24 protein-coding genes and 1 other RNA gene are annotated in these 22321 nt (G+C 56.6%); 17 read left to right on the plus strand and 8 right to left on the minus strand.

Annotation, left to right across the window (positions count from 1 at the left end; genetic code table 11):
- Window positions 1-3: 3 nt before the first annotated feature.
- The 10 genes from DFR30_RS05605 (at window position 4) to DFR30_RS05650 (ending at window position 11388) form a co-directional block, all read left to right on the plus strand.
- A complete protein-coding gene (locus tag DFR30_RS05605) occupies window positions 4-690 on the plus strand; it encodes a response regulator transcription factor (RefSeq protein WP_132971722.1) in 687 nt (228 codons plus the stop codon).
- The gene (locus tag DFR30_RS05610) at window positions 674-1933 is read left to right on the plus strand and encodes a sensor histidine kinase (protein ID WP_132971723.1); all 1260 of its coding nucleotides are present in this window, start codon (window positions 674-676) and stop codon (window positions 1931-1933) included. The genes DFR30_RS05605 and DFR30_RS05610 overlap by 17 nt, the downstream gene beginning before the upstream one ends.
- A gap of 87 nt (window positions 1934-2020) precedes the next feature.
- Window positions 2021-2926: a KPN_02809 family neutral zinc metallopeptidase gene (ypfJ, locus tag DFR30_RS05615; protein WP_132971724.1), complete on the plus strand. Its 906-nt coding sequence runs from the start codon at window positions 2021-2023 to the stop codon at window positions 2924-2926.
- A 35-nt stretch (window positions 2927-2961) separates the two neighbouring features.
- Window positions 2962-3978 (plus strand): phospholipase A, encoded by a 1017-nt coding sequence (locus DFR30_RS05620; RefSeq protein WP_165869103.1) that lies wholly within the window; start codon window positions 2962-2964, stop codon window positions 3976-3978.
- A gap of 153 nt (window positions 3979-4131) precedes the next feature.
- Complete coding sequence (locus DFR30_RS05625; protein WP_132971726.1) at window positions 4132-5142, plus strand: AAA family ATPase; 1011 nt, start codon at window positions 4132-4134, stop codon at window positions 5140-5142.
- A gap of 26 nt (window positions 5143-5168) precedes the next feature.
- The gene (locus tag DFR30_RS05630; protein ID WP_207891818.1) at window positions 5169-6158 is read left to right on the plus strand and encodes a DUF58 domain-containing protein; all 990 of its coding nucleotides are present in this window, start codon (window positions 5169-5171) and stop codon (window positions 6156-6158) included.
- Window positions 6155-6637, plus strand: a complete 483-nt coding sequence (locus tag DFR30_RS05635) for a DUF4381 domain-containing protein (RefSeq protein ID WP_132971728.1) — start codon at window positions 6155-6157, stop codon at window positions 6635-6637. Before DFR30_RS05630 ends, DFR30_RS05635 begins: the two co-directional genes overlap by 4 nt.
- Window positions 6634-7647: a vWA domain-containing protein gene (locus tag DFR30_RS05640; protein WP_132971729.1), complete on the plus strand. Its 1014-nt coding sequence runs from the start codon at window positions 6634-6636 to the stop codon at window positions 7645-7647. The genes DFR30_RS05635 and DFR30_RS05640 overlap by 4 nt, the downstream gene beginning before the upstream one ends.
- Window positions 7640-9499 (plus strand): VWA domain-containing protein, encoded by a 1860-nt coding sequence (locus DFR30_RS05645; RefSeq protein WP_132971730.1) that lies wholly within the window; start codon window positions 7640-7642, stop codon window positions 9497-9499. The genes DFR30_RS05640 and DFR30_RS05645 overlap by 8 nt, the downstream gene beginning before the upstream one ends.
- A gap of 125 nt (window positions 9500-9624) precedes the next feature.
- Window positions 9625-11388 carry a BatD family protein gene (locus tag DFR30_RS05650; RefSeq protein ID WP_207891819.1) on the plus strand — a complete coding sequence of 588 codons (1764 nt, stop codon included), beginning with the start codon at window positions 9625-9627 and terminating at the stop codon, window positions 11386-11388.
- Between the two features lie 21 nt (window positions 11389-11409).
- Here the strand turns inward: DFR30_RS05650 and DFR30_RS05655 are convergent, their stop codons facing one another.
- Both DFR30_RS05655 and DFR30_RS05660 read right to left on the minus strand, forming a co-directional pair.
- Window positions 11410-11811: a response regulator gene (locus DFR30_RS05655; RefSeq protein ID WP_132971732.1), complete on the minus strand. Its 402-nt coding sequence runs from the start codon at window positions 11809-11811 to the stop codon at window positions 11410-11412.
- A 140-nt stretch (window positions 11812-11951) separates the two neighbouring features.
- Entirely contained in the window at window positions 11952-12287 is a 336-nt protein-coding gene (locus DFR30_RS05660) for a TusE/DsrC/DsvC family sulfur relay protein (protein WP_132971733.1), read from the minus strand.
- A gap of 228 nt (window positions 12288-12515) precedes the next feature.
- Between DFR30_RS05660 and ffs the strand changes: the two genes are divergently transcribed.
- The 6 genes from ffs (at window position 12516) to DFR30_RS05690 (ending at window position 16242) form a co-directional block, all read left to right on the plus strand.
- An RNA gene (ffs, locus tag DFR30_RS05665) (signal recognition particle sRNA small type) lies at window positions 12516-12612 on the plus strand.
- 80 nt (window positions 12613-12692) lie between these two features.
- A complete protein-coding gene (gene dnaX / locus DFR30_RS05670; protein ID WP_132971734.1) occupies window positions 12693-14306 on the plus strand; it encodes a DNA polymerase III subunit gamma/tau in 1614 nt (537 codons plus the stop codon).
- 29 nt (window positions 14307-14335) lie between these two features.
- Window positions 14336-14659: a YbaB/EbfC family nucleoid-associated protein gene (locus DFR30_RS05675; protein WP_132971735.1), complete on the plus strand. Its 324-nt coding sequence runs from the start codon at window positions 14336-14338 to the stop codon at window positions 14657-14659.
- Between the two features lie 5 nt (window positions 14660-14664).
- Window positions 14665-15264, plus strand: a complete 600-nt coding sequence (gene recR, locus DFR30_RS05680) for a recombination mediator RecR (protein ID WP_132971736.1) — start codon at window positions 14665-14667, stop codon at window positions 15262-15264.
- 194 nt (window positions 15265-15458) lie between these two features.
- Window positions 15459-15824 carry a hypothetical protein gene (locus tag DFR30_RS05685; RefSeq protein ID WP_132971737.1) on the plus strand — a complete coding sequence of 122 codons (366 nt, stop codon included), beginning with the start codon at window positions 15459-15461 and terminating at the stop codon, window positions 15822-15824.
- Between the two features lie 73 nt (window positions 15825-15897).
- Window positions 15898-16242: a histidine triad nucleotide-binding protein gene (locus DFR30_RS05690; protein ID WP_132971738.1), complete on the plus strand. Its 345-nt coding sequence runs from the start codon at window positions 15898-15900 to the stop codon at window positions 16240-16242.
- Window positions 16243-16251: 9 nt separating this feature from the next.
- On the opposite strand, the gene DFR30_RS05695 is transcribed toward DFR30_RS05690, so the two are convergent.
- From DFR30_RS05695 to DFR30_RS05715, 5 genes are all read right to left on the minus strand, one after another.
- The gene (locus tag DFR30_RS05695) at window positions 16252-17919 is read right to left on the minus strand and encodes a SulP family inorganic anion transporter (RefSeq protein ID WP_132971739.1); all 1668 of its coding nucleotides are present in this window, start codon (window positions 17917-17919) and stop codon (window positions 16252-16254) included.
- Between the two features lie 83 nt (window positions 17920-18002).
- Window positions 18003-18944 (minus strand): small ribosomal subunit biogenesis GTPase RsgA, encoded by a 942-nt coding sequence (rsgA, locus tag DFR30_RS05700; protein ID WP_132971740.1) that lies wholly within the window; start codon window positions 18942-18944, stop codon window positions 18003-18005.
- An 8-nt stretch (window positions 18945-18952) separates the two neighbouring features.
- Window positions 18953-19288 carry a 4a-hydroxytetrahydrobiopterin dehydratase gene (locus DFR30_RS05705; RefSeq protein WP_132971741.1) on the minus strand — a complete coding sequence of 112 codons (336 nt, stop codon included), beginning with the start codon at window positions 19286-19288 and terminating at the stop codon, window positions 18953-18955.
- A gap of 8 nt (window positions 19289-19296) precedes the next feature.
- A complete protein-coding gene (locus DFR30_RS05710) occupies window positions 19297-19569 on the minus strand; it encodes a c-type cytochrome (RefSeq protein ID WP_132971742.1) in 273 nt (90 codons plus the stop codon).
- A gap of 11 nt (window positions 19570-19580) precedes the next feature.
- Window positions 19581-20825 (minus strand): M48 family metallopeptidase, encoded by a 1245-nt coding sequence (locus DFR30_RS05715; protein WP_132971743.1) that lies wholly within the window; start codon window positions 20823-20825, stop codon window positions 19581-19583.
- Window positions 20826-20906: 81 nt separating this feature from the next.
- On the opposite strand from DFR30_RS05715, the gene orn reads away from it, so the two are divergent.
- On the plus strand, window positions 20907-21458 hold the full coding sequence (gene orn, locus DFR30_RS05720; RefSeq protein WP_132971744.1) for an oligoribonuclease: 552 nt from the start codon (window positions 20907-20909) through the stop codon (window positions 21456-21458).
- A 2-nt stretch (window positions 21459-21460) separates the two neighbouring features.
- Here the strand turns inward: orn and DFR30_RS05725 are convergent, their stop codons facing one another.
- Entirely contained in the window at window positions 21461-22276 is an 816-nt protein-coding gene (locus DFR30_RS05725; protein ID WP_132971745.1) for a sulfurtransferase, read from the minus strand.
- Window positions 22277-22321: the final 45 nt, after the last annotated feature.

The following is a 22321-nucleotide window of genomic DNA, read 5'->3' on the forward strand; positions in this document are numbered from 1 at the left end:
GCCATGTACATACTGGTCATTGAAGACAACCCGGATCTGGTAGCGAATCTTTACGATTACCTGGAACCAAAGGGTTATGTGCTGGATGCGGCCTATGATGCGCGTACCGGATTGCAGTTTGCCAGCGACAAAAGTTTTGACGCCATAGTGCTGGATCTGACGTTACCAGGGCTTGATGGCCTTGAACTGTGCCGGCAGTTACGTGACTCCGGCAGTAACACGCCGGTGTTGATGCTGACAGCGCGTGACACACTGGATGCCAAGCTGGAAGGCTTTTCTGCGGGTGCCGATGATTACCTGGTCAAGCCATTCGCGCTGCAGGAGCTGGAAGCGCGCTTGCGCGCACTGATTCGTCGTGCGCGTTGCGATCATGAGCATGAAGCGTTGAGTGTGGCGGACCTGGTATTTGATCCCGAGACACTGTCGGTGCGGCGTGCCGGTCAGCCTATCACCTTGCCGCCGATTCCGCTGAAAATACTTGCATTGCTGATACGCCAGTCACCACGCGTCGTGCCACGACGTGAGCTTGAGCGGCGTATCTGGGGTAATGAGAGGCCGGACAGTGATTCGCTGCGTACCCACCTGCACGTCCTGCGATCCGCAATCGACAAGCCATTCGAGACGCACCTGCTGAGAACGATTCATGGTATGGGATATCAGCTGGCGGCGCCGGATGAAATTCAGGACTAGTCTTCGCTACCGGATTACCTTCGCCTTCGCGCTGATTGGCGGAACAGTCAGTTTTGCACTTGCTACAGCGCTCTACTGGCTGACCATTAACATGGAAGAGCGGCTGATCGAGGAGACCCTGTCAGCTGAACTGGAAGACTTTATTGGACGTTACCGACAGGACCCTTCGCTGATACCACCGTCAAGTACCCTGATGCAGATCCGGGTGATGAACGGGCATGAACGTGATGCAGTTCCCGCTGTATTGCGCAATCTGGACACCGGCCTGCACCAGGTCGACCTGGAAGACAGAAGTTACTATGCCGAGGTGCGTCTTTCCGGTGAGCAGCATTTCGTTGCACTGTACGACGATTCCCAGATACGTCACCGGGAATCCCAGTACCAGGTTTTCCTGGTAATAGCAGTGATTGTGATGATCCTGTTATCCGCCGCGCTGGGGTTTTGGCTTGCCGGACGTGTTCTGTCCCCGGTCAGCGAGCTTGGTCGCCGTGTGCGCAGGCTCGAGCCGGAGGGTGATCCGCGTGAACTGGGCCGGGATTTTCCGCCTGATGAAGTCGGGTTCCTCGCCTCCGAATTCGATGCCTATCAAAAACGTCTGCGTGCCTTTATCGAACGGGAGCAGAATTTCACAGCGGATGTGAGCCACGAGCTACGCACACCACTGGCAGTTATAGAAGGTGCGGCAGAGGTGTTGCAGGAAGACACAGGGCTCGACGAGGCGCAACGCACACGTATCAAACGTATTGCACGTGCAGCACGTGAAATGGGCGAGGTGACAGCCGCGCTGCTGGAGCTTGCGCGGGAACGACGCCAGGAGCAGGTGTCGGGGGACTGTGATGTGGCGGCCCTGCTGGGAGAAATTATCGATAGCCACCAGCACCTGCTGGAACGAAGTGAAGTGAGCGTCGAGCTGGAAATTCTGTCGCGCCCGCATTTGCCGATTCAGTGTGCGCTGTTACGCATTGTACTGGCCAACCTGATACGGAATGCATTCTCCTATACCCGCGAAGGACGGGTGCATATCACATTAAACAAAACAGGGATATCGGTCATGGATACGGGAGAAGGTATTTCACCCGATGAGATTGATGAGGTGTTCAAGCCATTCTACAGTGCGCAGGGCGGAGAGGGCATCGGCCTGTCACTGGTATGGCGTATTTGCCAGAACTATGGCTGGAAAGTCCAGATCGACAGCAAAGTGGACCAGGGCACCTGTTTCCATCTCGATCTGGGTATTCGCTGAACGTCTGTTTACCTGCCTGTGCTTGATGGTGCGGGCATTCTCTTGTAAAAGTAATCTTCACCCGGACCAGGAAAAACAGGTTGGCCTATGCGTTGGCGTGGAAAGAGAACAAGTTCGAATATTGATGATCGCCGCAGCATGCGTGCGCCCGCCATGGGCAGGGCAGGGGGTGGTTTGCTGCGCTTTTTGCCAGTGGTCTTGCGTTTTCTCGGGTTCAAGGGCACCGCAGTGGTGGCAGTGGGGATTATCGGCTACGGGTTGTTGACAGGTAACCTTGGCACGATGTTGTCTGCCCTCGGTTTGCAGCAGCCGGTTGCCCCCGGTTCATCGTCACAGCCGGTAAAACAAACGGCGGAAGAAAAAGAACTGGTGAACTTTGTCTCGGTCATCCTGGCGGATACGGAAGATACCTGGCGTGGGCTATTCAGCAAGCGTGGAATGCAATACAGAGAGCCCGGGCTGGTGCTGTTCCGGGGTGCTGTCAAATCTGCTTGTGGGACGGCCCAGTCAGCCATGGGACCTTTTTACTGTCCGGCCGACCAGAAAGTTTATATAGACCTTGGTTTCTACGATGAGTTGAAAAACCGCTTCAAGGCGCCAGGTGACTTTGCCCAGGCCTATGTGATTGCTCACGAGATTGGCCATCATATCCAGACCTTGACCGGCATCTCTGGCAGGGTGCAGGCGGAACGCAGGAAACTGGGAGAGGTGGAAGCTAACAGGCTGTCTGTCAAACAGGAATTACAGGCAGATTGTCTGGCCGGTGTATGGGCCTACTATGCACATAATCAGCGTCAGATGCTGGAGGACGGTGATCTTGAGGAAGGTCTGCGTGCGGCCAGTGCAATCGGGGACGATAACATCCAGAAACAGTCGCGAGGCTATGTTACCCCCGATTCGTTTACACACGGCAGTTCATCGCAGCGTGTCAAATGGTTCCGGACAGGTTTCGACAGCGGTGATATGCAGCGCTGCGATACGTTTTCCGAATGATCATGACACAAGCTGTGAAAACGGGCCGCACAGGAATGAAGTCGCTGTTGACCGGTCTCCTTGCACCGGGACTCCTGTTTCCCGCTGTATTACATGCCGCCCGGGACGCGAAGTATGAAGCCTGTGTACTGGAGCAGGTTGCGATTGCCCCCGAATCCCTGTCTGCCGGTGAAATTCGTCAGCATTGCGAGGCCCTGTCCGGCCTGGTGGATGATGATGGGGTGACTGAGGAAACAAACCTGGAGCTGTCCGCTACCAGCGGGGCAGTGACACGCCGTTTTGCTATTGAGGATGCTACCGACCTGGTGCGCTTTGTTATCACACCGCACAAGCCGAACTATTTGATCTACTCCTACAACTTCAACGGCTATGACGATGATACTTTCGAGCAGCAGTTCGGCGAGGATGTCGGTTTCAGCGGGGGAGAGGTCGACTTCCAGATCAGCTTCAAGTTTCCGGTCATCAAACAGGTACTGAATACCCGTTCCAGCCTGATGTTTGCCTATTCCAATCGCTCCTTCTGGCAGATATTCGACAGCAGCGACTCATCGCCTTTCCGTGAAACCAATCACGAGCCTGAAGCCTGGCTATCCTGGTATACCGACTGGAAAATACTCGGGCTGACGAACCGGGCTTTCGACCTCGGGGTGGTTCACCAGTCCAATGGACAGGGTGGCGTGTTATCGCGTAGCTGGAACCGTGTGTATATGCGCTTCGTTATGGAACGTGGCAATGCTGCATTTGCCATCAAGCCCTGGTACCGCATCCCGGAACGCAAGAAGGAAGACGATAACCGGGATATCGAAGACTACCTGGGTAACTTCGAGTTTCAGGGTGTATACAAGCATCGCAAGCAGCTGTTCGAACTCTTTTTTCGCAATTCTCTTAGGGACGACTACCGTGGTGCCTTACAGCTTGGCTGGAGCTTTCCAGTGACAGACCGCCTGAACGGTTACGTCCAGTACTACTACGGTTATGGGGAGAGCCTGATCGACTACAACCACAAGGTTAACAAGCTTGGTATCGGTATCAAGCTGACCGACTGGCTGTAGTTCCGCTTTCCCGTATACCTGCCAGCAAGGCCCCGTAAGGGGCCTTTTGTTTTTGCGGGAACTTCGCCGTTTGGCAGGCGTCTCACAGCGCGAGTTGAAATTTCCGTTTTAACACCCCATTTAAAGGACTCAAAGCTGACCGAGGTACTGGTAATGACAACACAGACGGCCCCACAACCGGGCGAAACACAGAATGACCCGAACCAGGCTGCATTCCGGCAATTGCGCCGCGAGATGGAACAGTGCGTGATTGGTCAGCAGATGCTGGTCGAGCACCTGCTGATCGCCTTGCTTGCTGATGGGCACCTGCTGGTCGAAGGCGCGCCCGGGCTTGCCAAGACCACGGCAATCAAGGAGCTGGCCAAACGCATCGACGGTGATTTCCACCGTGTTCAGTTCACACCGGATCTGTTACCCGGTGACCTGACCGGTACCGAGGTGTTCCGGCCGCAGACCGGCAGCTTCGAATTCCAGCGCGGTCCCATTTTTCACAACCTGGTACTGGCCGATGAAATCAACCGTGCACCCGCCAAGGTGCAGTCAGCCCTGCTGGAGGCCATGGGCGAGCAACAGATTACCGTTGGCCAGGAGACTTATACCTTGCCGCGCCTGTTCCTGGTCATGGCAACACAAAACCCGATTGAGCAGGAAGGCACTTATCCCTTGCCGGAAGCGCAGCTCGACCGTTTCCTGATGCATATCCGTATCGATTACCCGGATGTGAGTGCCGAGAAACAGATACTGGAACTGGCGCGTAGCCAGGCACGCGAGACAAACAATGCGGCAGCCGAACCGTCTGTTTTACTGGCCCAGCAACAGCTGTTCGATTCCCAGCAGGCAGTGCTGAACCTGCACGTGTCTCCGGCGGTCGAGGAGTATATTGTCCAGTTGCTGCTGGCGTCACGAAATCCTTCGCCTTACGGCGAGGATCTGGCCCGCTGGATAAGCTGGGGTGCGAGTCCGCGCGGCACAATTGCACTGGATCGCTGCGCCCGCGCCCGCGCCTGGCTGAATGGTCGCAACTATGTGTCTCCCGAAGACGTTCAGACGGTGGCATTTGATACCTTGCGTCACCGTATCCTTGTCTCTTTCGAGGCCGAAGCTGAGGGTGTCACGTCTGATGACGTGATTCGTGAACTGATTCAGCGGGTACCTGTTGCCTGATGTTGTCACACCTGTTCAGTCGGGAAATGCCGCAAGAACCCGCTTCGGGCGCTGTGGATACCCGTACATCAAATGTTGTACAGGCGGATACAAACGAACTGATCCAGCTACGTCTGGCAGCACGTAACCTGACGCTCGACAGCAGCAAGCCGGCGCGCAGTGTGCTGGCGGGTGCGCATCGCTCACGTTTCCGCGGTCGCGGCATGGATTATCTCGAATCGCGCGGCTATCAGCCTGGTGACGATATTCGCAATATGGACTGGCGGGTAACAGCACGCTCCGGTCACCCTCACGTCAAGGTCTACGAGGAAGAACGGGAGCGCCCGGTCGTCAGCCTGGTTGACCTCTCGCCCGGTATGTTTTTCGCCACACGTGGCGCGTTCAAATCGGTTGTGGCCGCCCGTGCAGCAGCGCTGATCGGATGGGCCACGGTCCGTCATGGCGACCGTTGCGGTGCCTTGCTGTTTAATGGCGGACACCACGAGTTGCGCCCGATGGGGGGGCAGCGCGGTGTGCTGCGACTGATTCGCGCACTGGTGCCGGCGACAGATCCTTCCCGGGGCATGGTCTTGACTCATAACGATGACAATCATCTCAATGGTGCCCTTGAGCGTCTGCGCCGCGTGGCCCGACCCGGCAGCCTGGTATTTATTCTGAGCGATTTCTATGCCATCAATAATGATACGCATCGACACCTTAAAGAGTTGCGCAAGCATAACGATGTTGTTGCCTGCCAGATTTTTGATGTGCTGGAAACAGAGCCACCACCGCCTGGTCGTTACCCGGTAACCAATGGTGAACAGACGTCGATACTGGATGTCAGCCAGCGCGAACAACGCGAGCGTTATGCCCGCTACTTCGCGCATCACCATCATGCTGTACGTGAGCTGATGCAGCAGTGTGCCATTCCCCTGTTACGCATCAGTACGACGGATAATGTGGCGGATAGTCTGCGTAACGGCCTGGCGAACTCCGGCCGGGCGGTTACGCCGGCAGTCGGGGAGAGTGCCGCATGAACCCGGCAGCACCTGCACTGGACCTGCGCGACATACATGCTGCGCCAGCGCCGCCTTTCTGGCCACCAGCCCCTGGGTGGTGGCTGGTGGCTGTATTGATCCTTGTCCTGGTGACCGTTGTCGGTATGTGGTTGTACCGTCGCTACCGGCGCCATCGCGAGTGGCAACGTATCGAGGCGGAACTCGATCGACTGGCAGCCTTGGCCAATGATGATCCGGCAGCATTTGCCACCGGCTTGTCGACCCTGTTGCGGCGCGTTGCGTTGCAACGGTTTGATCGACAGCGCGTGGCACCCCTGAGCGGGGAAGCCTGGTTACAGTTTCTGGATGAAACCGGGGGCGAAGGTGAGTTCTCACAGGGCATTGGCCAGGTGCTCGCCGATGCCGCCTATGTCCCGGAGCCAGACGCTATTCCGGCTGAACCGTTGCTGGTACTGGCACGGCACTGGATACGAAAAGTTCGCAGAGGCAACGCATGAGTATTGAATTTATCTGGCCCTGGGTATTTGCCGCACTGCCACTGCCACTACTGATGGCCTGGCTGCTGCCGCGCGCGGCAGAGAATACCGGCGCAGCCCTGCGCTTGCCTTTTTACCAGGCGTTGACGGCATCATCTGTTGTCAGGCAGTCCACACCTTCGCGGATACGCTTGTGGCTGGCCATACTGGTCTGGGCGTTGCTGGTGATTGCCGCTGCTCGACCGCAGTACCTGGGTGAACCCGTGCACCTGCCGATATCCGGCCGCGACCTGCTGCTGGCGGTTGATATCTCCGGCAGTATGGAAACCGAAGATATGGTTATGGGCGGTCGCGTGACGTCACGGCTGATTGCGGTCAAACGCGTTGCCAGTGACTTTATCGAACGACGCAAGGGTGATCGCATCGGACTGATCCTGTTCGGTGACCAGGCCTACCTGCAAACTCCGCTGACCTTTGATCGTAAAACCGTCAACACCCAGTTGCTGGAAGCCGCGATAGGACTGGCGGGCAAGCGCACCGCGATCGGTGATGCGATCGGCCTTGCTATCAAACGTTTGCGCGAACAACCGGAAGGAAACCGGGTACTGATCCTGCTCACGGATGGTGCCAATACAGCGGGCAGTATTGCCCCGCTCAAGGCGGCAGACATCGCCGCGCAGGAGGGAGTGAAAATCTACACCATCGGCGTTGGCGCCGACGAGATGGTCGTGCAGGGCTTGTTTGGTCGTCAGCGTATCGCCAACACTGAACTCGACGAAGCCACGCTCAAGGCCATTGCTGATAAAACCGGTGGGCGCTATTTCCGCGCGCGCGATTTACAGGGCCTCGAGCAGGTCTACCGGCTACTGGATAAACTCGAACCGGCCAGCCAGGACGAGGAAGTGTTTCGGCCAAGGCACGAGCTGTATATCTGGCCACTGGCGGCTGCCTTACTGATCAGTCTGTTGATGGTGCTGGGTCAGCTGAACCTGTTACAGCGGCTGAAACCGGTCGGGGTGCCCCATGCCTGAAGCATTCCATTTTCTTTATCCCCATTGGCTGTGGGCATTGCTGCCACTGGCGCTGTTGCTGTGGTTTATGCGTCGTCATGGCAGCATGAACAACCCGTGGGCTTCAGTGTGTGACCGTCAGCTGCTGCCCTGGTTGCTGAACGGCGAGGACCATCGCGGTAGTCATCTGCCCGTGTGGCTGCTCGCCGCAGGCTGGGTGATTGCGGTACTTGCACTGGCAGACCCGGTGTGGGAGAAACAGCCGCAGCCGGTCTATCGCAGTCAGCAATCCGTGGTTGTGGTGCTGGACCTGTCGCGATCCATGCTGGCGCCTGATCTGCCGCCATCGCGTCTGGCACGCGCCCGTTACAAGGTGGCGGATATTCTTCAACGCAGTGAAGAAGGCCAGATCGGTCTCGTGGTGTTTGCCGGTGATGCCTTTACGGTATCACCGTTGACCAACGATGCCGACACCATACTGGCACTGCTCAACCCTTTGTCGCCATCACTGATGCCGGTACAGGGCAGCCGGGTTGACCGTGGCCTGGCGCTGGCAGGTAAATTACTGGAACAGGCCGGTATCGCACGGGGAAATATTCTGCTGATCACCGATGGTTATGACGATGCACGTGCGCTCAAGGTTGCAAAGGAGTTGCACCGCAAGGGTTACACGGTGTCCGTACTGGGTGTCGGCACAGCGAAAGGTGCACCGGTACCGGATGGAAGCGGTGGTTTTTTGCGCGATGACAAGGGCAACCTGGTGGTGCCAGGACTGGACCGTGATGCCCTGCAGCGACTGGCGAAAGCGGGTGGCGGGAAATACCGGTTGCTGAGCGGCGATAACTCGGATATTGACGCTCTGCTGAAAACCGGCAACAGCCCTCTGGGTGATGATATCAAGGCTACAGATTTAAAGACCGATAGCTGGCTGTCGCGGGGTCCGTGGCTGGTGTTGCTGCTGTTGCCGCTGGCGGCTTTGGCATTCCGACGCGGCTGGCTGGTGGTCATGGTGTTCATGATTGGCAACAGCCTGTTTACCCCACAGCCGGTTATGGCATCAGGCTGGGATGACTTATGGTTGCGTCGCGATCAGCAGGCACAAAAAGCCCTGGCGTCGGGGAAGCCGGAAAAGGCACTAACGCTTGCAGAAGATAAACTGCAACGCGGCACGGCTGCCTACCGTGCCGGCAAATACGAACAGGCTATGCAATCGTTTTCCGGTGAGGAAAGTGCTGATGCCTTATACAACGAAGGTAATGCACTGGCAAAACTGGGGCAGTATGAAGCTGCTATCAAGGCTTATGAGAAGGCATTGAGCCTGCGGCCTGACATGGCGGATGCAAAGCATAATCGTGACGAAGTCGAGAAGCTGCTGCGCCAGCAACAGGCAGAGCAGCAAAAACAGCAGGGTCAGCAGGGTCAGCAGGGTCAGCAGGGTCAGCAGGGTCAGCAGGGTCAGCAGGGTCAGCAGGGTCAGCAGGGTCAGCAGGGTCAGCAGGGTCAGAACGCTGCTGCTGAAGGTCAGACGGGCGAGACTTCCGGTGCTGGGGAAAAGCAGGATGCCGGCGCAGAAGCAAAGTCATCGGGTGGCACACAGGCTGATGAGCAATCTGCTGGCCAGGTATCACAACAACAGAAAACCGGGAGCCAGGCAGATAAAGGGCAGAACGCACAAGGACCTGCCGGTAAGCAGGGAAAACAGAGCGAGCCCGGTGGCTCACAGGCCACGCCCCTGAGTACAGAACAGCAACTGGCCGCAGAGCAATGGTTGAAACGTATCCCCGATGACCCGGGTGGGTTACTGCGGCGAAAATTTCTTTACCAGTATCAACAGCGGGCAACCCCGCCGACAGATGGAAGGCAGGCATGGTGACGACAGTACAGCGATCAACAATGACAGGAATACAGACTAAAGCAGAACACACCGGGTTCACATATTACGGTCGAGCCTTGTTTCTCCTGATGATGTTGGCACTGACGTCTAACGTTTGGGCGGATGTGCAAGCAACCCTGGATCGCTCGACGGTCTATGACGGGGAAACGGTCACCCTGATGATCGAGGCAACCGGCAAGGATGAGTCGGGTGAGCCGGACTTGTCACCCCTGTCAAAGGACTTTGCCGTATTGGGTACCAGCACCAGCCAGCGTATCCAGATTATCAACGGGCGGCGATCTGACAGCCGGCAATGGCAAGTGGAACTGGAACCCAAAAAGACCGGTTCCCTGGATATCCCCGCATTGAGTGTCGGCCGTTCAAAGACAAAACCGCTCGCCCTGAAGGTGATGGAGCAGTCAGCAGTCAGTGCGGTAGCCGGTGACCGGCCGGTGTTCATGCGTACCGAGGCGAGCACAGGTTCAATGGATGTCTATGTCCAGCAGCAGATCCTTTACGTAGTACGCCTGTACTACCGCGTGCCTCTGCTGGAAGGCGATTTCCAGGATCCTCAGCCTGACGATGCTGTCGTTGAACGCCTCGGCGAGGACCGCCATTTCAAGACCACGATCAAGGGTAAGGATTACCAGGTTGTAGAACGGCACTATGCAATCTTTCCCGAGAAAAGCGGTGATCTGCTGCTCCCGGCGATTACTTTCACCGGGCGTACGGCTTCGATATCATCAAGACGCTCATCACCCATGTCGTCAGATCTGCTCATCAAACGTTTCTTCGGGCGCAACCCGTTTGACGATCCTTTCTTCGGCGGCATGGCGGGAGACCCCGGGAAACGGTTTCGTGTTCGTAGCGAGGCGTTGACACTGGAAGTAAAACCCCGGCCGGCTTCCTATACGGGGAAGTTCTGGTTACCCAGTCAGGCGCTGACGCTGCAGGACAGCTGGCAGGACCCGTCGCCTGAGTTTCATGTTGGCGAACCGGTGACGAGGACGGTAACACTGAAAGCCAAAGGGCTTGAATCTTCACAGTTGCCGGTCATTGATTTCCCGTCGGTACAGGGAGTGCGGGTATACCCGGAACAGCCGGTCAGTGAAAATCTTACGGATGGTGACTGGATCTTTGGCGTCAGCAAGCAAACTGTTGCCTACGTGCCATCCACGGCCGGCAAGATCACCCTGCCTGCTGTGCGAATCGACTGGTGGGACACGGCAAAGCACCAGCAGCGTAGTGCGCAATTACCGGCCAGAGAGATAGCCGTATTACCGGCAGCCGGCGGTACTTCGACACCGCAATCGCCGCCTGCTTCTGATACAACACCCGACACCGCAGTGCATGACACCGGGTCAGCACTACCTGCCGGTATACAAGGCTGGTGGAAGCAATGGATGGGGTATCGGAATATCCTGCTCGCCGCCGTGGCTGTGTTGGTGCTGCTTGTTGTCATTGTTTGGTGGAGAAATCAGCGGCATTTTACCCGTAACCACGGGTCTGCCGTGGCAGGCGCCCAGGGCAGGCAGCAGCACCCCCGTACCCGTAGCCGTGAATTGCGCGCAGCGCTTAAAGCAGCGTGCGAGGCCAATAATCCGCATGTGGCTGCAAAGGCCCTGCTTGAATGGGCAGCACTGGAGTGGCCGGAACAGCCGCCGCGCAACCTTGGCGCACTCGCACAACGACTGGCATCCGGCAGTGAAGAAGTCCGCCGGCTCGACAATATTCTTTACGGTGACGGGGCAGAGGCATGGCAGGGTGAAGCGTTATGGAACGCACTGAAAACAGGGTTATCTCCCCGCCAGAAGCATGAGACTAAAGGGTCTGAAGGGCTGGCGCCTTTGTATCCCGAAGTCCAGCGGGCTGGCGAACACAGTAGCTGAGTATAATTCCGGACTCTGGCGCTATGCCAGAGTCTGTTCGAGCGTTCGCTTGATATTTTCCCGGTCGAATGTTTTCTCCAGTGCTCCATTGAACCCGTGTTCCGCATAATGGGTCATTTCCACTGCCGTCGTATCTCCACTTGAGACAATCAGCCTGGCCTGGGGGTCCAGTTCGCGCAGTATAGTTGCGATTTCTTTCCCGCCCCTGTCCGCGGGGATGTTGAGGTCGAGGATGACAATGTTAATCGGGGTACCGCTTTCCAGTGAATGTCGGTAGAGGCGGATTGCCTCGTCGCTGGTACTTGACAGAAGGGTTGTATACCCCAGTTTTTCCAGTATGAGCGCGTAGAGTTCCCGTATATCTTCTTCGTCATCGACTACCAGGACTGTTCGGTCGGAAGGCTTGTTTGCAGCAGATTCCATTTTAAGTCCGGCTGGCAAAAGGAAGATTGATAGTGATGATTATAGCGTCCGCTGAAAAAACAGCCACGCAGGTTAAAAGGCGGGAGTCCCGATATAAAAAAGGCCCCGCTAAGGGGCCTTTAAAACCGCAGGGGGGCAGTTTAGCTGCAGCCCTTGGGCCGTGGCAGGCCGGCGACCTTGTTGGCGCACTTGATCAGTCCGGTCGGGAACAGCGAGTAGATGTATTTCTGGTCACTGCGATCCTTGCCGTATTTTTTCTTCATCAGTTTGGAGAACTGACGTGGTTCACAAACGGTACCGTTATCATGGAAGTACTCGCGCGCCAGATTGATGATATCCCAGTGTTCCTGGGTGAGTTCCGGAATTTTTTCGTTTTTGGCGATTACCTCTGCCAGTTCCGGACTCCACTCATCCAGGTTGTTCAGCCAGCCCGCTTCGCTGAGTTCAATGATTTTACCGTTTACTTCTGCTTGCATCGTTCAATGCTCCTTGCCAATTTCATGTAGCATTTCAGGTTTAATAGTTGACTAATTTTATCAGGTATTGTCAATAATTACTATTTGTTGAAATGCTTATGGATGGTTGGGGTATTTCCGGGTCTGGTAAGGTGAGCGAATGACAGGTGCAAAATACAGAGCAGTTGGTACAATGCCGCGTCCTCCGGCCATGTGCCGGCAGTTCGGACAACGCGTTATGGTGATCTGTACCGGTCCCCTCGCGACAGTAAACTGTGAACCCGGTCAGGCCTGGAAGGGAGCAGCCGCAGCAGTGGACCTGGGCGCCGGGGTGTGGCTGGTACGGGTCGCCACCCATTCTTCCGCAATCTCCCGGCCCGGCTTCTGTATAATGAGCCGTGTTTCTGGATGTCTTTCGGATCTTCAATGAGTTATCAGGTTCTGGCACGCAAATGGCGGCCACGAAAGTTTGCCGAGATGGTGGGGCAGGAGCATGTGCTGCGTGCGCTGATCAACGCGCTGGACAATGACCGGTTGCACCATGCGTACCTGTTTACCGGTACGCGCGGTGTGGGCAAGACCACCGTGGCGCGTATTTTCGCCAAGTCGCTCAACTGCGAGTCGGGCGTAAGCGCAGAGCCCTGCGGCGAGTGTTCTGCCTGCGTGGAAATCGATGAGGGTCGCTTTGTGGACCTGATAGAGGTCGATGCGGCCTCGCGCACCAAGGTCGAGGATACCCGCGAGTTACTTGATAATGTGCAGTACGCACCGACCCGTGGCCGTTACAAGGTGTACCTGATCGATGAGGTGCACATGCTCTCGGCGCACAGCTTCAATGCGTTGCTGAAAACCCTTGAGGAACCACCACCCCACGTCAAATTCCTGCTTGCTACCACTGATCCGCAAAAGCTGCCGGCCACGGTATTGTCGCGCTGCCTGCAGTTCAACCTGAAGCGTTTGCCAATGCCGTTGATCAGTGGTCACCTGGAAACCCTGTTAAAGGCCGAGTCTGTTACTGCTGAGGTATCTGCATTACAACTGCTTGCACGCGCGGCCGATGGCAGCATGCGCGATGCCCTCAGTTTGCTGGACCAGGCCATTGCGTTTGGTGACGGCGGAGTGAGTGAAGCCGATGTACGCAGCATGCTCGGCACCATCGAGCGTGGTCATGTCACCGCTATCCTGCGCGCACTGGCGGATGCAGATGCCCCGGCCCTGTTGGCTGTGATCGAACAGCTTTCACAGCAGGCGCCAGACTATGAAGGGCTGCTGGCAGAGTTGTTGACTGATTTACAGCAGATCGCAATTGCCCAGGTGGCGGCTGAAGCGGTCGATGCCGATATCGAAGCACGCGAGACATTGCTGGAACTGGCACAGCGCATGGATCCGGAAGATGTACAGTTATATTACCAGATCGGCCTGGTCGGTCGGCGTGACCTGCCACTGTCCCCCGATCCGCGTGGCGGCATGGAGATGATCCTGTTACGTATGCTGGCGTTTCGTCCGGTGACAGGTGAGCAGCCACAAGTTGCTGCGCGTCCGCTTCCGTCGCGTAAGGCCGGAGCATCTGCGACGGCCCCGTCAAACCAGGCGAATACTTCCGGCAAACCGGTGGCAGCGCCTGCGACTTCGGCAGCCCCGCAGCCTCGCTTGTCAGAGGATGCTGACTGGTCAGCGCTTGTCGACTGCATGCAGCTCAAGGGTATGCTGCGGGAACTGGCGATGAATTGCGCGGTCGAGACAAGGGATGGCGGCCACTGGAAGTTGATGCTGGACAGTGAGCACCAGCAGTTATTGAGCAAGACGCGTCAGCAGCAGCTGGAAGAAAGGCTTGGCGAATGCATGGGAAAAGACATTAAACTGGATATCGGTATCGAAGGTGCCAGTTCAGACACGCCCGCACAAAAGCGTCAGCGTGAAGCGGAACAGCGCCAGGCCGGTGCTGTTGAGGCAATTACCTCTGACCCGAACGTCAAGGCCTTCCAGAAAAGCTTCGGTGCCACCTTGCACGATGAAACGATACGTCCCCGGGACACTTGAACACGACACATGATTGAGGAACGATACGTATGAAAGGCGGACTCGGAAACCTGATGAAGCAGGCCCAGGAGATGCAGGCCAATGTACAGAAAGCCCAGGAAGAGGTGGCAAAAATGGAAGCCACCGGTGAATCCGGCGGTGGGCTGGTCAAGGTGACACTGACAGGGCGCCACGAGGCGCGCCGTGTAGAGATCGACGACAGCCTGATCGGCGACGACAAGGAAATGCTTGAAGACCTGATTGCCGCTGCCATCAATGATGCCACGCACAAGGTCGACAACATGACCCAGGAGCATATGGCAGGTATGACTGCCGGCCTGAATCTGCCTGCGGGCATGAAACTGCCGTTCTGACCTGAATGGCTGCATCCCCCCTTATCCAGCAGTTGATGGAGGCTTTCCGATGTCTGCCCGGCGTGGGCAACAAGACAGCGCAGCGTATGGCCTACCATCTGCTCGAGCGCGACCGCGAAGGTGGCCGGCAATTGTCACTGATGCTGCAGAAAGCGATGGATGGCATCGGACGTTGCAGTGATTGCCGTACGCTGTGCGAAACGGAGACGTGCTCCCTTTGTGCCGGCAACAGTCGCGATGACACGGTGCTGTGTGTGGTGGAAAACCCCATGGATGTTGAAGCACTGGAGCAGGCCACGGACTTTCGTGGCCGATACTTTGTGCTTATGGGGCACCTGTCGCCACTGGACGGTATCGGGCCGGAAGAGCTTGGCCTGGACGGGCTGGGAGAACGTTTCGCGAACAGCGCATTACAGGAAGTCATCCTTGCGACAAACCCGACGGTTGAAGGTGAGGCCACAGCGCAATACATCAGCGACATGGCACGCGAGAAGGGTATCCGAACCACGCGTATTGCGCACGGTGTGCCAATGGGAGGCGAGCTGGAATATATCGACAGCGGCACATTGTCTCATGCATTCTCCGGGCGTCGGGACCTGACCTGAGCAAAGTAAAAATTATATCTTTAGCGCTGATTTAAAAAACACTTATAACTTATTGTAAATAAAATAATAATAGTTTCGTTTCGTGGTGAATTCCGACGGTTTTCTGACAGCAGACCCATCTGAAATATTGGTATAAACTTATACCACTGACCTGCCGATTGTGCAGGCTGAATCGTAACGGACAGGAAGCCATTATGGACGTCACCCGGTTACCGTCAGCGTCATACACGCGCCCGGTAACATCTCCAGCCAGTGCAGGCGCACACGCGGGTTTCACCAGCGTGGTCGAGCCTGTGGGCGTGGCGAACGAAAGCAACCGGGTCGATAACGAGAGGCCTGCCCGTGTTGTGCAGGGGGAGCTGCTTGAGCGTCATCGGAGCAGCTACCAGTCCACCCGTGCTTTCGTCAATGAACACAACCTGGATCATTCACGCCCTGCTGACCAGTCCGGCATTTCTTCACTCAAGTCACGTTCTGCGTTATTCCAGTACGCCAATAACATCCGCCCGGAATCCCTTTCAGACCTGACACAGGGTCGCAGCGTCAACTACTTCGTATAAGTCTGCGCTACACGCATTGATCGTCTTGCCGGCGAGCGTTACGCTTGCATAAAACACGGGTGAGGAAATATTCATGACGGACTGTCTGTTTTGCAAAATGGTCAAGGGCGAGATAAACCCGGACACGGTCTACGAAGATGATGATGTGCTGGCGTTTCGTGACATCAATCCGCAGGCGCCGACGCATGTGCTGGTTATCCCGAAGCAACATGTATCAACCCTGAATGATCTGGATGACAGTAATGCACATCTGGTGGGAAAGATGATGCTGGCGGCAGCGGCTATTGCAAGGCAGGAAGGCTTTGACCAGCAGGGTTACCGGACGGTCATGAACTGTAATGCCGATGGTGGCCAGACGGTGTTCCATCTCCACCTGCACCTGCTGGGCGGGCGCCCCATGCACTGGCCACCGGGCTGAGTGGCTGTATCAGTGATGTGTCTGCACGTGCTTGAGGGCATCACGTAATGCATCGATGCGGTTGCGACAGATATACTTTTCGTCAAAGTGCCGGGTGACGCCCTGTCGTTCCAGCAGGTTGAGCACCTCTTTCCTTACGCCGACCAGGAATACCGGGCGACCTGCATCGAGAGAATCCATAATGATGTCATCAATGGCGCGCGACGTCGTGTAGTCGACGGATGTCGTGTCACTCAGATCCAGCAGCATGACGTCATAGTTGCTGACTTCGGCGTGCAGCCGTACCATAGCCTTGGCTGACGAAAAGCTCATCGGGCCGCTGAGATGAAACAGCAGGATACGCCCGTCGGCCTGCTTCATGATTTCGGTTTCTTCTTCTGATAGCGGCGTCTCGCCTTCCGGGCGGGTGATGGCGGACATGCCGCGGACCTGCAGATCCGTCATGCGTTGCATGAACAGGAAGCTGGCCATGACCATACCGATACCGACTGCCAGCAGCAGGTCTATGGTTACGGTAACGATGAACACCACCAGCATAATGGCAGCACCTGCCCTGGGGACATTGTGCAGCCGCTTGAGATAGTCCCAGTCGATGATGTCAGTGCCGACCTTGATAAGAATGCCCGCCAGTACGGCCTTGGGAATACTGCTGGCCAGCGGGCCGGCGCCGAGAACGATGGCGAGCAGCACCAGTGCATGCAGTGCACCGGAAATCGGTGTGCGTCCACCGGCTTTGACATTGACCATGGTGCGCATGGTGGCGCCGGCACCGGGCAGTCCACCGAACATACCTGCGATGGTATTGCCGATGCCCTGACCAATCAGTTCCCGGTTGGACTTGTGCTGGGTCCGTGTAATGTTGTCTGCTACCAGTGATGTCAGCAGTGAATCGATGGCACCAAGACCTGCCAGCGTAAACCCTGATGCAACCATCTTGAGTGCCAGCGACATCTCGAACACCGGTCTCTGGAACTCCGGAAAGGCAGTTGGTATGTCACCAATGATGGGTGTACTGCCCGGTTCCACAAACAGGACATAACCCGCTGTACCAACCACCAGCGCCAGTAACGGCGAGGGAACCAGGCGATTGAGGCGTGGCAGCAGTGACGGCACGCCGTATACGATCACCAGCGTAACCAGTCCCAGCATCAGTGCTACCGTGTTGACGTCGGCCAGGTATTCGGGAAAGGTCTGTGCGGCAGTCAGCGGTTTCGATGCGCCGTCATGGCCGAGTATCGGGCCCAGTTGCAACAGGATGATAATGACGCCGATGCCACTCATAAACCCGGACACCACCGGGTGTGGCACCAGCTCGATGTACTTGCCCCAGCGTAACAGCCCGAGCAGGATCTGGAACAGCCCACCAAGCATGACGACGGTGAAAGCCAGTGCGGCGCCACGCGCCGGGTCATCCGGGAACATCGCCGTGTATTGCAGGAAGATGGCCGCCATGACAACGGTCATTGGACCCGTTGGGCCTGAGACCTGTGCCGGCGTGCCGCCAAACAGGGCAGCGAAAAGACCAACAAATATAGCGCCGTACAAACCTGCTACGGGACCTGTGCCGGCTGCCACGCCCATGGCCATCGCCAACGGGAGGGCAACCACAGCCGCGGTCAGGCCGCCATAGATGTCGCCACGAAGATTGTTGAAATGAAGGCCGTTGATCAGTGCCATGGGTATGACTGTCCTGCGCCGGTAAAAGACGCAGATTCTAGCATGTCCGGCGTGCGAGGCATGCGCCGGTTTCTGCAGATTTTTCAGGCAGAGGCATTCATGGCCTTGACCAGGGACCGATAGTTTTCCAGTCGCTGCGGGTGGATCTCGCCACGCCGCGCTGCATCGGCCACAGCGCAGCCTGGTTCGCTGAGGTGCCGGCAGTTGTGAAAGCGGCATTGACCAATGAAGGGGGTGAACTCACGGAACCCGTGCGCCAGGTCTTCCGGATTGACATGGCACAGGGTGAAATCCCGTACCCCCGGGGAGTCGATCAGGTCACCCCCATCCTGCAGATGATAGAGCATCGCTACCGTGGTGGTGTGACGGCCAAGCCCCGTTACCTGGGAAAGATTACCAACGCGTATATCGAGGTCGGGCAGTAACGTTTGCACCAGTGACGATTTTCCTACCCCTGACTGGCCTACCAGGATGCTCGTATGCATTTTCAGCGCCGAGTACAGGTCTTTCATCCCGTCTGTGGTCTGCGTACTGGTAAAAAGCAGGGGGTAACCAATATCACGGTATAACGACAGACGCTGCTCCAGTCGTTCCCGGCTTTCCGCGTCCAGCAGGTCGCACTTGTTCACAACGATGGCTGGCGAGACATCAAGTAATTCTGCAGCTGCCAGGTAGCGATCGAGCATGCCGTATTCAAAACTGGGCTTACTGGCGATCACGACCACGATCTGGTCGATGTTGGCAGCGACCGGACGAGGCCGGTTGTTATGGTCTGGCCGCACCAGCGTGCTTTTGCGATCCAGTATCCGGGTGATAGTGCCTTCACGCGGATTGCTGCTGGCCCATAGCACCCGGTCGCCGCACACCGTACGCGGCAGATTCCTGCGTGTGGTACAGCGGATAATATCGCCTGATGCGGATTCCACCAGGCTGGCCTGCCCGTAGTGGGCAAGTACCACGCCAGGCTGGCCCTGCATTTCAGGCGTTTTTACAGATGCGCGTGGTTTGGGTCGACGACTGGCCAAGTGTGCGGTCAGTTGTCGGGGTTCAGTGCATCGATACGGGCAGCACAAATGAAGTCATTTTCGGACAACCCCGCTACTGAATGTGTAGTGAAGCTGACCATGCAACGGTTGTAGCCGACTTCAAGGTCCGGGTGGTGATCTTCACGGTGCACTACCCAGGCCACGGCATTGACGAAAGCAACCGTCCGGTAATAGTTGTCGAAGCGAAAGCTGCGCCGGATTGCAAGGCCGTCATCGCTCATCGACCAATCAGTGTTGATCTGCGCCATGAGCGCGGCGGCCTCATCGTTTTCAAGCCTTCGGGTTTCACGCTGGCAGTGCCTCTCTTCCAGTGCCTGTGTCACAGGTTCACCTACTTGAACTTGTAGAAGGTTTCGTCCAGGTATTGCACCACATCGTCAATGTCTTCCTTGAACCACTGTGCTCCAACATTCAGCTCGCAGCGGTTGACCTGTTTCATCAGTGCTTCGCGGCTGGTGACAAACCGGTCTGGCCGGGTATAGACACTGGTGTCGTGGCATTCCGTGCATTGCTTATCGTGCAGTTTCTTGCCGTTGTCGATATCCGCCCATGCGATACCGCTGGCCAGTGCCAGAACAATTCCTGCTGTCAGAATAATCTTCATGATGCCTCTCCTTATCGCGTTTTTCCGGACAGGTGCGCGACACGCACCGGTGCCGGTGGATGTGAGTCGTAGAATGCCGAATACAAGGGATCCGGCGTGAGGGTGCTGGCATTTTCCTTGTACATTTTAACCAGCGCGTGAATCAGGTCACTGGCGCTGGCCTGTTGTGCAGCGTAATCGTCTGCCTCGAACTCATGCTTGCGCGAGAACCAGGACGACAGGGGTTGCAGAAAGATTGTGAACACCGGTGACACCATCATGAATAACAGAAGCGCCAGCGCGTTTGATTGGGTCTGTACGCCCAGTCCCTGGTAGAACCAGGGTTGCTGACTCAGCCAGCCCAGCAGCGCGAGTCCCGCCAGGCTCATCAACATCATGGTAAAAATGCGTTTTTGTACATGCTTGCGTTTGAAGTGCCCCAGTTCGTGGGCCAGCACGGCTTCGATTTCATCAGCATCAAGCGTTTCAAGCAGTGTATCGAAGAATACAATACGCTTGTTCTGGCCCATTCCGGTGAAATAGGCATTGCCGTGACCGGAGCGGCGCGAGCCATCCATAACGTAGATCCCCTTGCTTTTGAATCCGCAACGGTCGAGCAGGGACTGGATGCGTTGTTGCAATTTGTCGTCGTCGAGCAGGGTGAACTTGTTGAACAGCGGTGCGATTACTGCGGGGTAGGCCCATAGCATCAACAGGCTGAAGCCTGTCCACAACAACCACAACCAAAGCCACCACAGGCTGCCGGATTCCTGCATCAGCCACAGTGCAGCCCAGGCCAGCGGGACACCGAGAGCCAGCATGAGCAGTGTTTGCTTCAACATGTCTCCAAGCCAGGTGCCTAAGGTGGTCTTGTTGAAGCCGAAGCGCTCTTCAAGCACAAAGGTGTGGTAAAGCGAGAACGGCAGATCCAGCACAGCCATAATCATGAATGCACTGATCATCAGTGCCACCCCGGTCGGAACCGGTTGCCAGCCAAAACCCTGCCACAGGTCACTTAGCCATTGCAGTCCCCCACCCAGTGTCCAGCCAAGTAACAGCAGGTTGCTCCAGAGTAACTCAAGGCGGCCAAGGCGGGTGTTGGCCAGCGTGTAGTCGGCTGCTTTCTTGTGGGCATCGAGCGGAATCTTGTCGGCAAAGGCATCCGGCACCCTGTTGCGATTGAGGCTGACGGCGCGAATCTGGCGTTGAGCAAGCCATAGTTTTACGCCCAGTGAAAGGGCGAGGGCAATAACAAAAATCCAGCTGAATGTATTCATGGGTATAGATTCGTCATGATTCGGGAATCATCAAAGGTTAGCCTTTGCTACAATGCAGCACAACCTCAGGGAGTATCAGGAATGTCAGACAGAAAAACCAATCTCATCTGGATCGACCTGGAAATGACCGGGCTGGACACTTTTAATGACCGGATCATCGAAATCGCCACCATCGTAACCGATTCACAGCTGGAAATACTCGCCGAAGGCCCCATGCTGGCGGTGCACCAGCCGGATGAGATCATGGGTGCCATGGATGAATGGAATACCAACCAGCACGGCAAATCCGGCCTCACACAGCGTGTCAAGGACAGTGCCCTGAGCGTGCAGGATGTCGAGCGCATGACCCTGGAGTTTCTGCAACAGCACGTCGACAAGGGCGCTTCACCGATGTGTGGCAATTCTATCTGTCAGGATCGTCGCTTTATGGCGCGGTTGATGCCGGAACTGGAAGCCTTCTTCCATTACCGTAACCTGGATGTCAGTACGCTCAAGGAACTGGGCAAGCGCTGGGCGCCCGAGGTGACGGCCGGGTTCAAAAAAGACTCTGCACATCTGGCGATGGATGATACCCGTGATTCCATCAATGAACTCAGGTATTACCGGGAGCACCTGTTCCGGAGTTTTGACTGAGTTTAATCGACCGGCGTATCAGGTCGGTTTCCCCAGTCAGACCAGGCGCCAGGGTAGCCTTTCACGTGTGGGTAGCCCAGCGATTTGAGCATGATGCAGGCATGCGATGAACGATGGTGTGACTGGCAATAGCACAACACTTCCTTGTCAGGTGTAATGCCACGTGTTTCGAGCATGGTGCGTAGTTCGGCTTCCGGTTTGAAGCGCAGGTTACGACTCTGGTCCATGGTGTCTACCCAGTTCAGCAATTGTGCGCCGGGTATATGACCACCACGCGCGGCCAGCTTTTTCTCACCGTTGAATTCCTGTGGTGTACGGCTGTCCAGTGGAACGAAGTCTGCGTCACCGAGGCGACCGAGGATATACTCGGCGTCTGCCACCGGCCCGTCCTGGTAAAACACCGGGTAATGGCCCGTACCGGGTTGAACATTGTCACGACTTGCCGGGAAGCCTTCGCTGATCCAGCTCACCAGTCCGCCATTCAGCAGTGAGAAGTGCTTGTGGCCAATGCAGTCCAGTGTCCACAGCAGGCGGCTGGCCCAGCCGCCGCCTTCGTCATCATAAGCCACTACGTGGGTGTCAGGACTGACACCGCTGGCTTCCAGCAGTTGCTGAAGATCATTCAGGTGCGGCAACAGGCCCATGACGGGTTTTTCCACACGCACGAACTGTGAGCCCTGCATGTAGATGGCGCCCGGTACATGAAACTCGGCATAGCGTACCGGTTTGGAAATATGCACCACCACCAGTTTATCGCCACCGAGGGCGGCTTCGAGTTGTTCGGGTTCAGTAATGAGGGGCAGGAGAGGTTCGGTCATACGGTAATATTATAGCGTCAGATGGGCCTGGCGGGCTTCTGCCCT

It is taken from the genome of Thiogranum longum (assembly GCF_004339085.1).
Taxonomy (GTDB): Bacteria; Pseudomonadota; Gammaproteobacteria; order DSM-19610; family DSM-19610; genus Thiogranum; species Thiogranum longum.

Bases quoted from the DNA above. Each gene is read 5' to 3' on its own strand.
- DFR30_RS05690 (WP_132971738.1), top strand. From the start codon at position 15,898: ATGACGGACTGTCTGTTTTGCAAAATGGTCAAGGGCGAGATAAACCCG.
- DFR30_RS05640 (WP_132971729.1), top strand. From the start codon at position 6,634: ATGAGTATTGAATTTATCTGGCCCTGGGTATTTGCCGCACTGCCACTG.
- DFR30_RS05655 (WP_132971732.1), bottom strand. From the start codon at position 11,811: ATGGAATCTGCTGCAAACAAGCCTTCCGACCGAACAGTCCTGGTAGTC.
- DFR30_RS05620 (WP_165869103.1), top strand. From the start codon at position 2,962: ATGAAGTCGCTGTTGACCGGTCTCCTTGCACCGGGACTCCTGTTTCCC.
- ypfJ (WP_132971724.1), top strand. From the start codon at position 2,021: ATGCGTTGGCGTGGAAAGAGAACAAGTTCGAATATTGATGATCGCCGC.
- DFR30_RS05725 (WP_132971745.1), bottom strand. From the start codon at position 22,276: ATGACCGAACCTCTCCTGCCCCTCATTACTGAACCCGAACAACTCGAA.
- orn (WP_132971744.1), top strand. From the start codon at position 20,907: ATGTCAGACAGAAAAACCAATCTCATCTGGATCGACCTGGAAATGACC.
- DFR30_RS05715 (WP_132971743.1), bottom strand. From the start codon at position 20,825: ATGAATACATTCAGCTGGATTTTTGTTATTGCCCTCGCCCTTTCACTG.
- DFR30_RS05605 (WP_132971722.1), top strand. From the start codon at position 4: ATGTACATACTGGTCATTGAAGACAACCCGGATCTGGTAGCGAATCTT.
- DFR30_RS05625 (WP_132971726.1), top strand. From the start codon at position 4,132: ATGACAACACAGACGGCCCCACAACCGGGCGAAACACAGAATGACCCG.
- DFR30_RS05610 (WP_132971723.1), top strand. From the start codon at position 674: ATGAAATTCAGGACTAGTCTTCGCTACCGGATTACCTTCGCCTTCGCG.
- dnaX (WP_132971734.1), top strand. From the start codon at position 12,693: ATGAGTTATCAGGTTCTGGCACGCAAATGGCGGCCACGAAAGTTTGCC.
- DFR30_RS05630 (WP_207891818.1), top strand. From the start codon at position 5,169: ATGCCGCAAGAACCCGCTTCGGGCGCTGTGGATACCCGTACATCAAAT.
- DFR30_RS05635 (WP_132971728.1), top strand. From the start codon at position 6,155: ATGAACCCGGCAGCACCTGCACTGGACCTGCGCGACATACATGCTGCG.
- DFR30_RS05645 (WP_132971730.1), top strand. From the start codon at position 7,640: ATGCCTGAAGCATTCCATTTTCTTTATCCCCATTGGCTGTGGGCATTG.
- DFR30_RS05695 (WP_132971739.1), bottom strand. From the start codon at position 17,919: ATGGCACTGATCAACGGCCTTCATTTCAACAATCTTCGTGGCGACATC.
- DFR30_RS05685 (WP_132971737.1), top strand. From the start codon at position 15,459: ATGGACGTCACCCGGTTACCGTCAGCGTCATACACGCGCCCGGTAACA.
- DFR30_RS05675 (WP_132971735.1), top strand. From the start codon at position 14,336: ATGAAAGGCGGACTCGGAAACCTGATGAAGCAGGCCCAGGAGATGCAG.
- DFR30_RS05710 (WP_132971742.1), bottom strand. From the start codon at position 19,569: ATGAAGATTATTCTGACAGCAGGAATTGTTCTGGCACTGGCCAGCGGT.
- DFR30_RS05660 (WP_132971733.1), bottom strand. From the start codon at position 12,287: ATGCAAGCAGAAGTAAACGGTAAAATCATTGAACTCAGCGAAGCGGGC.
- recR (WP_132971736.1), top strand. From the start codon at position 14,665: ATGGCTGCATCCCCCCTTATCCAGCAGTTGATGGAGGCTTTCCGATGT.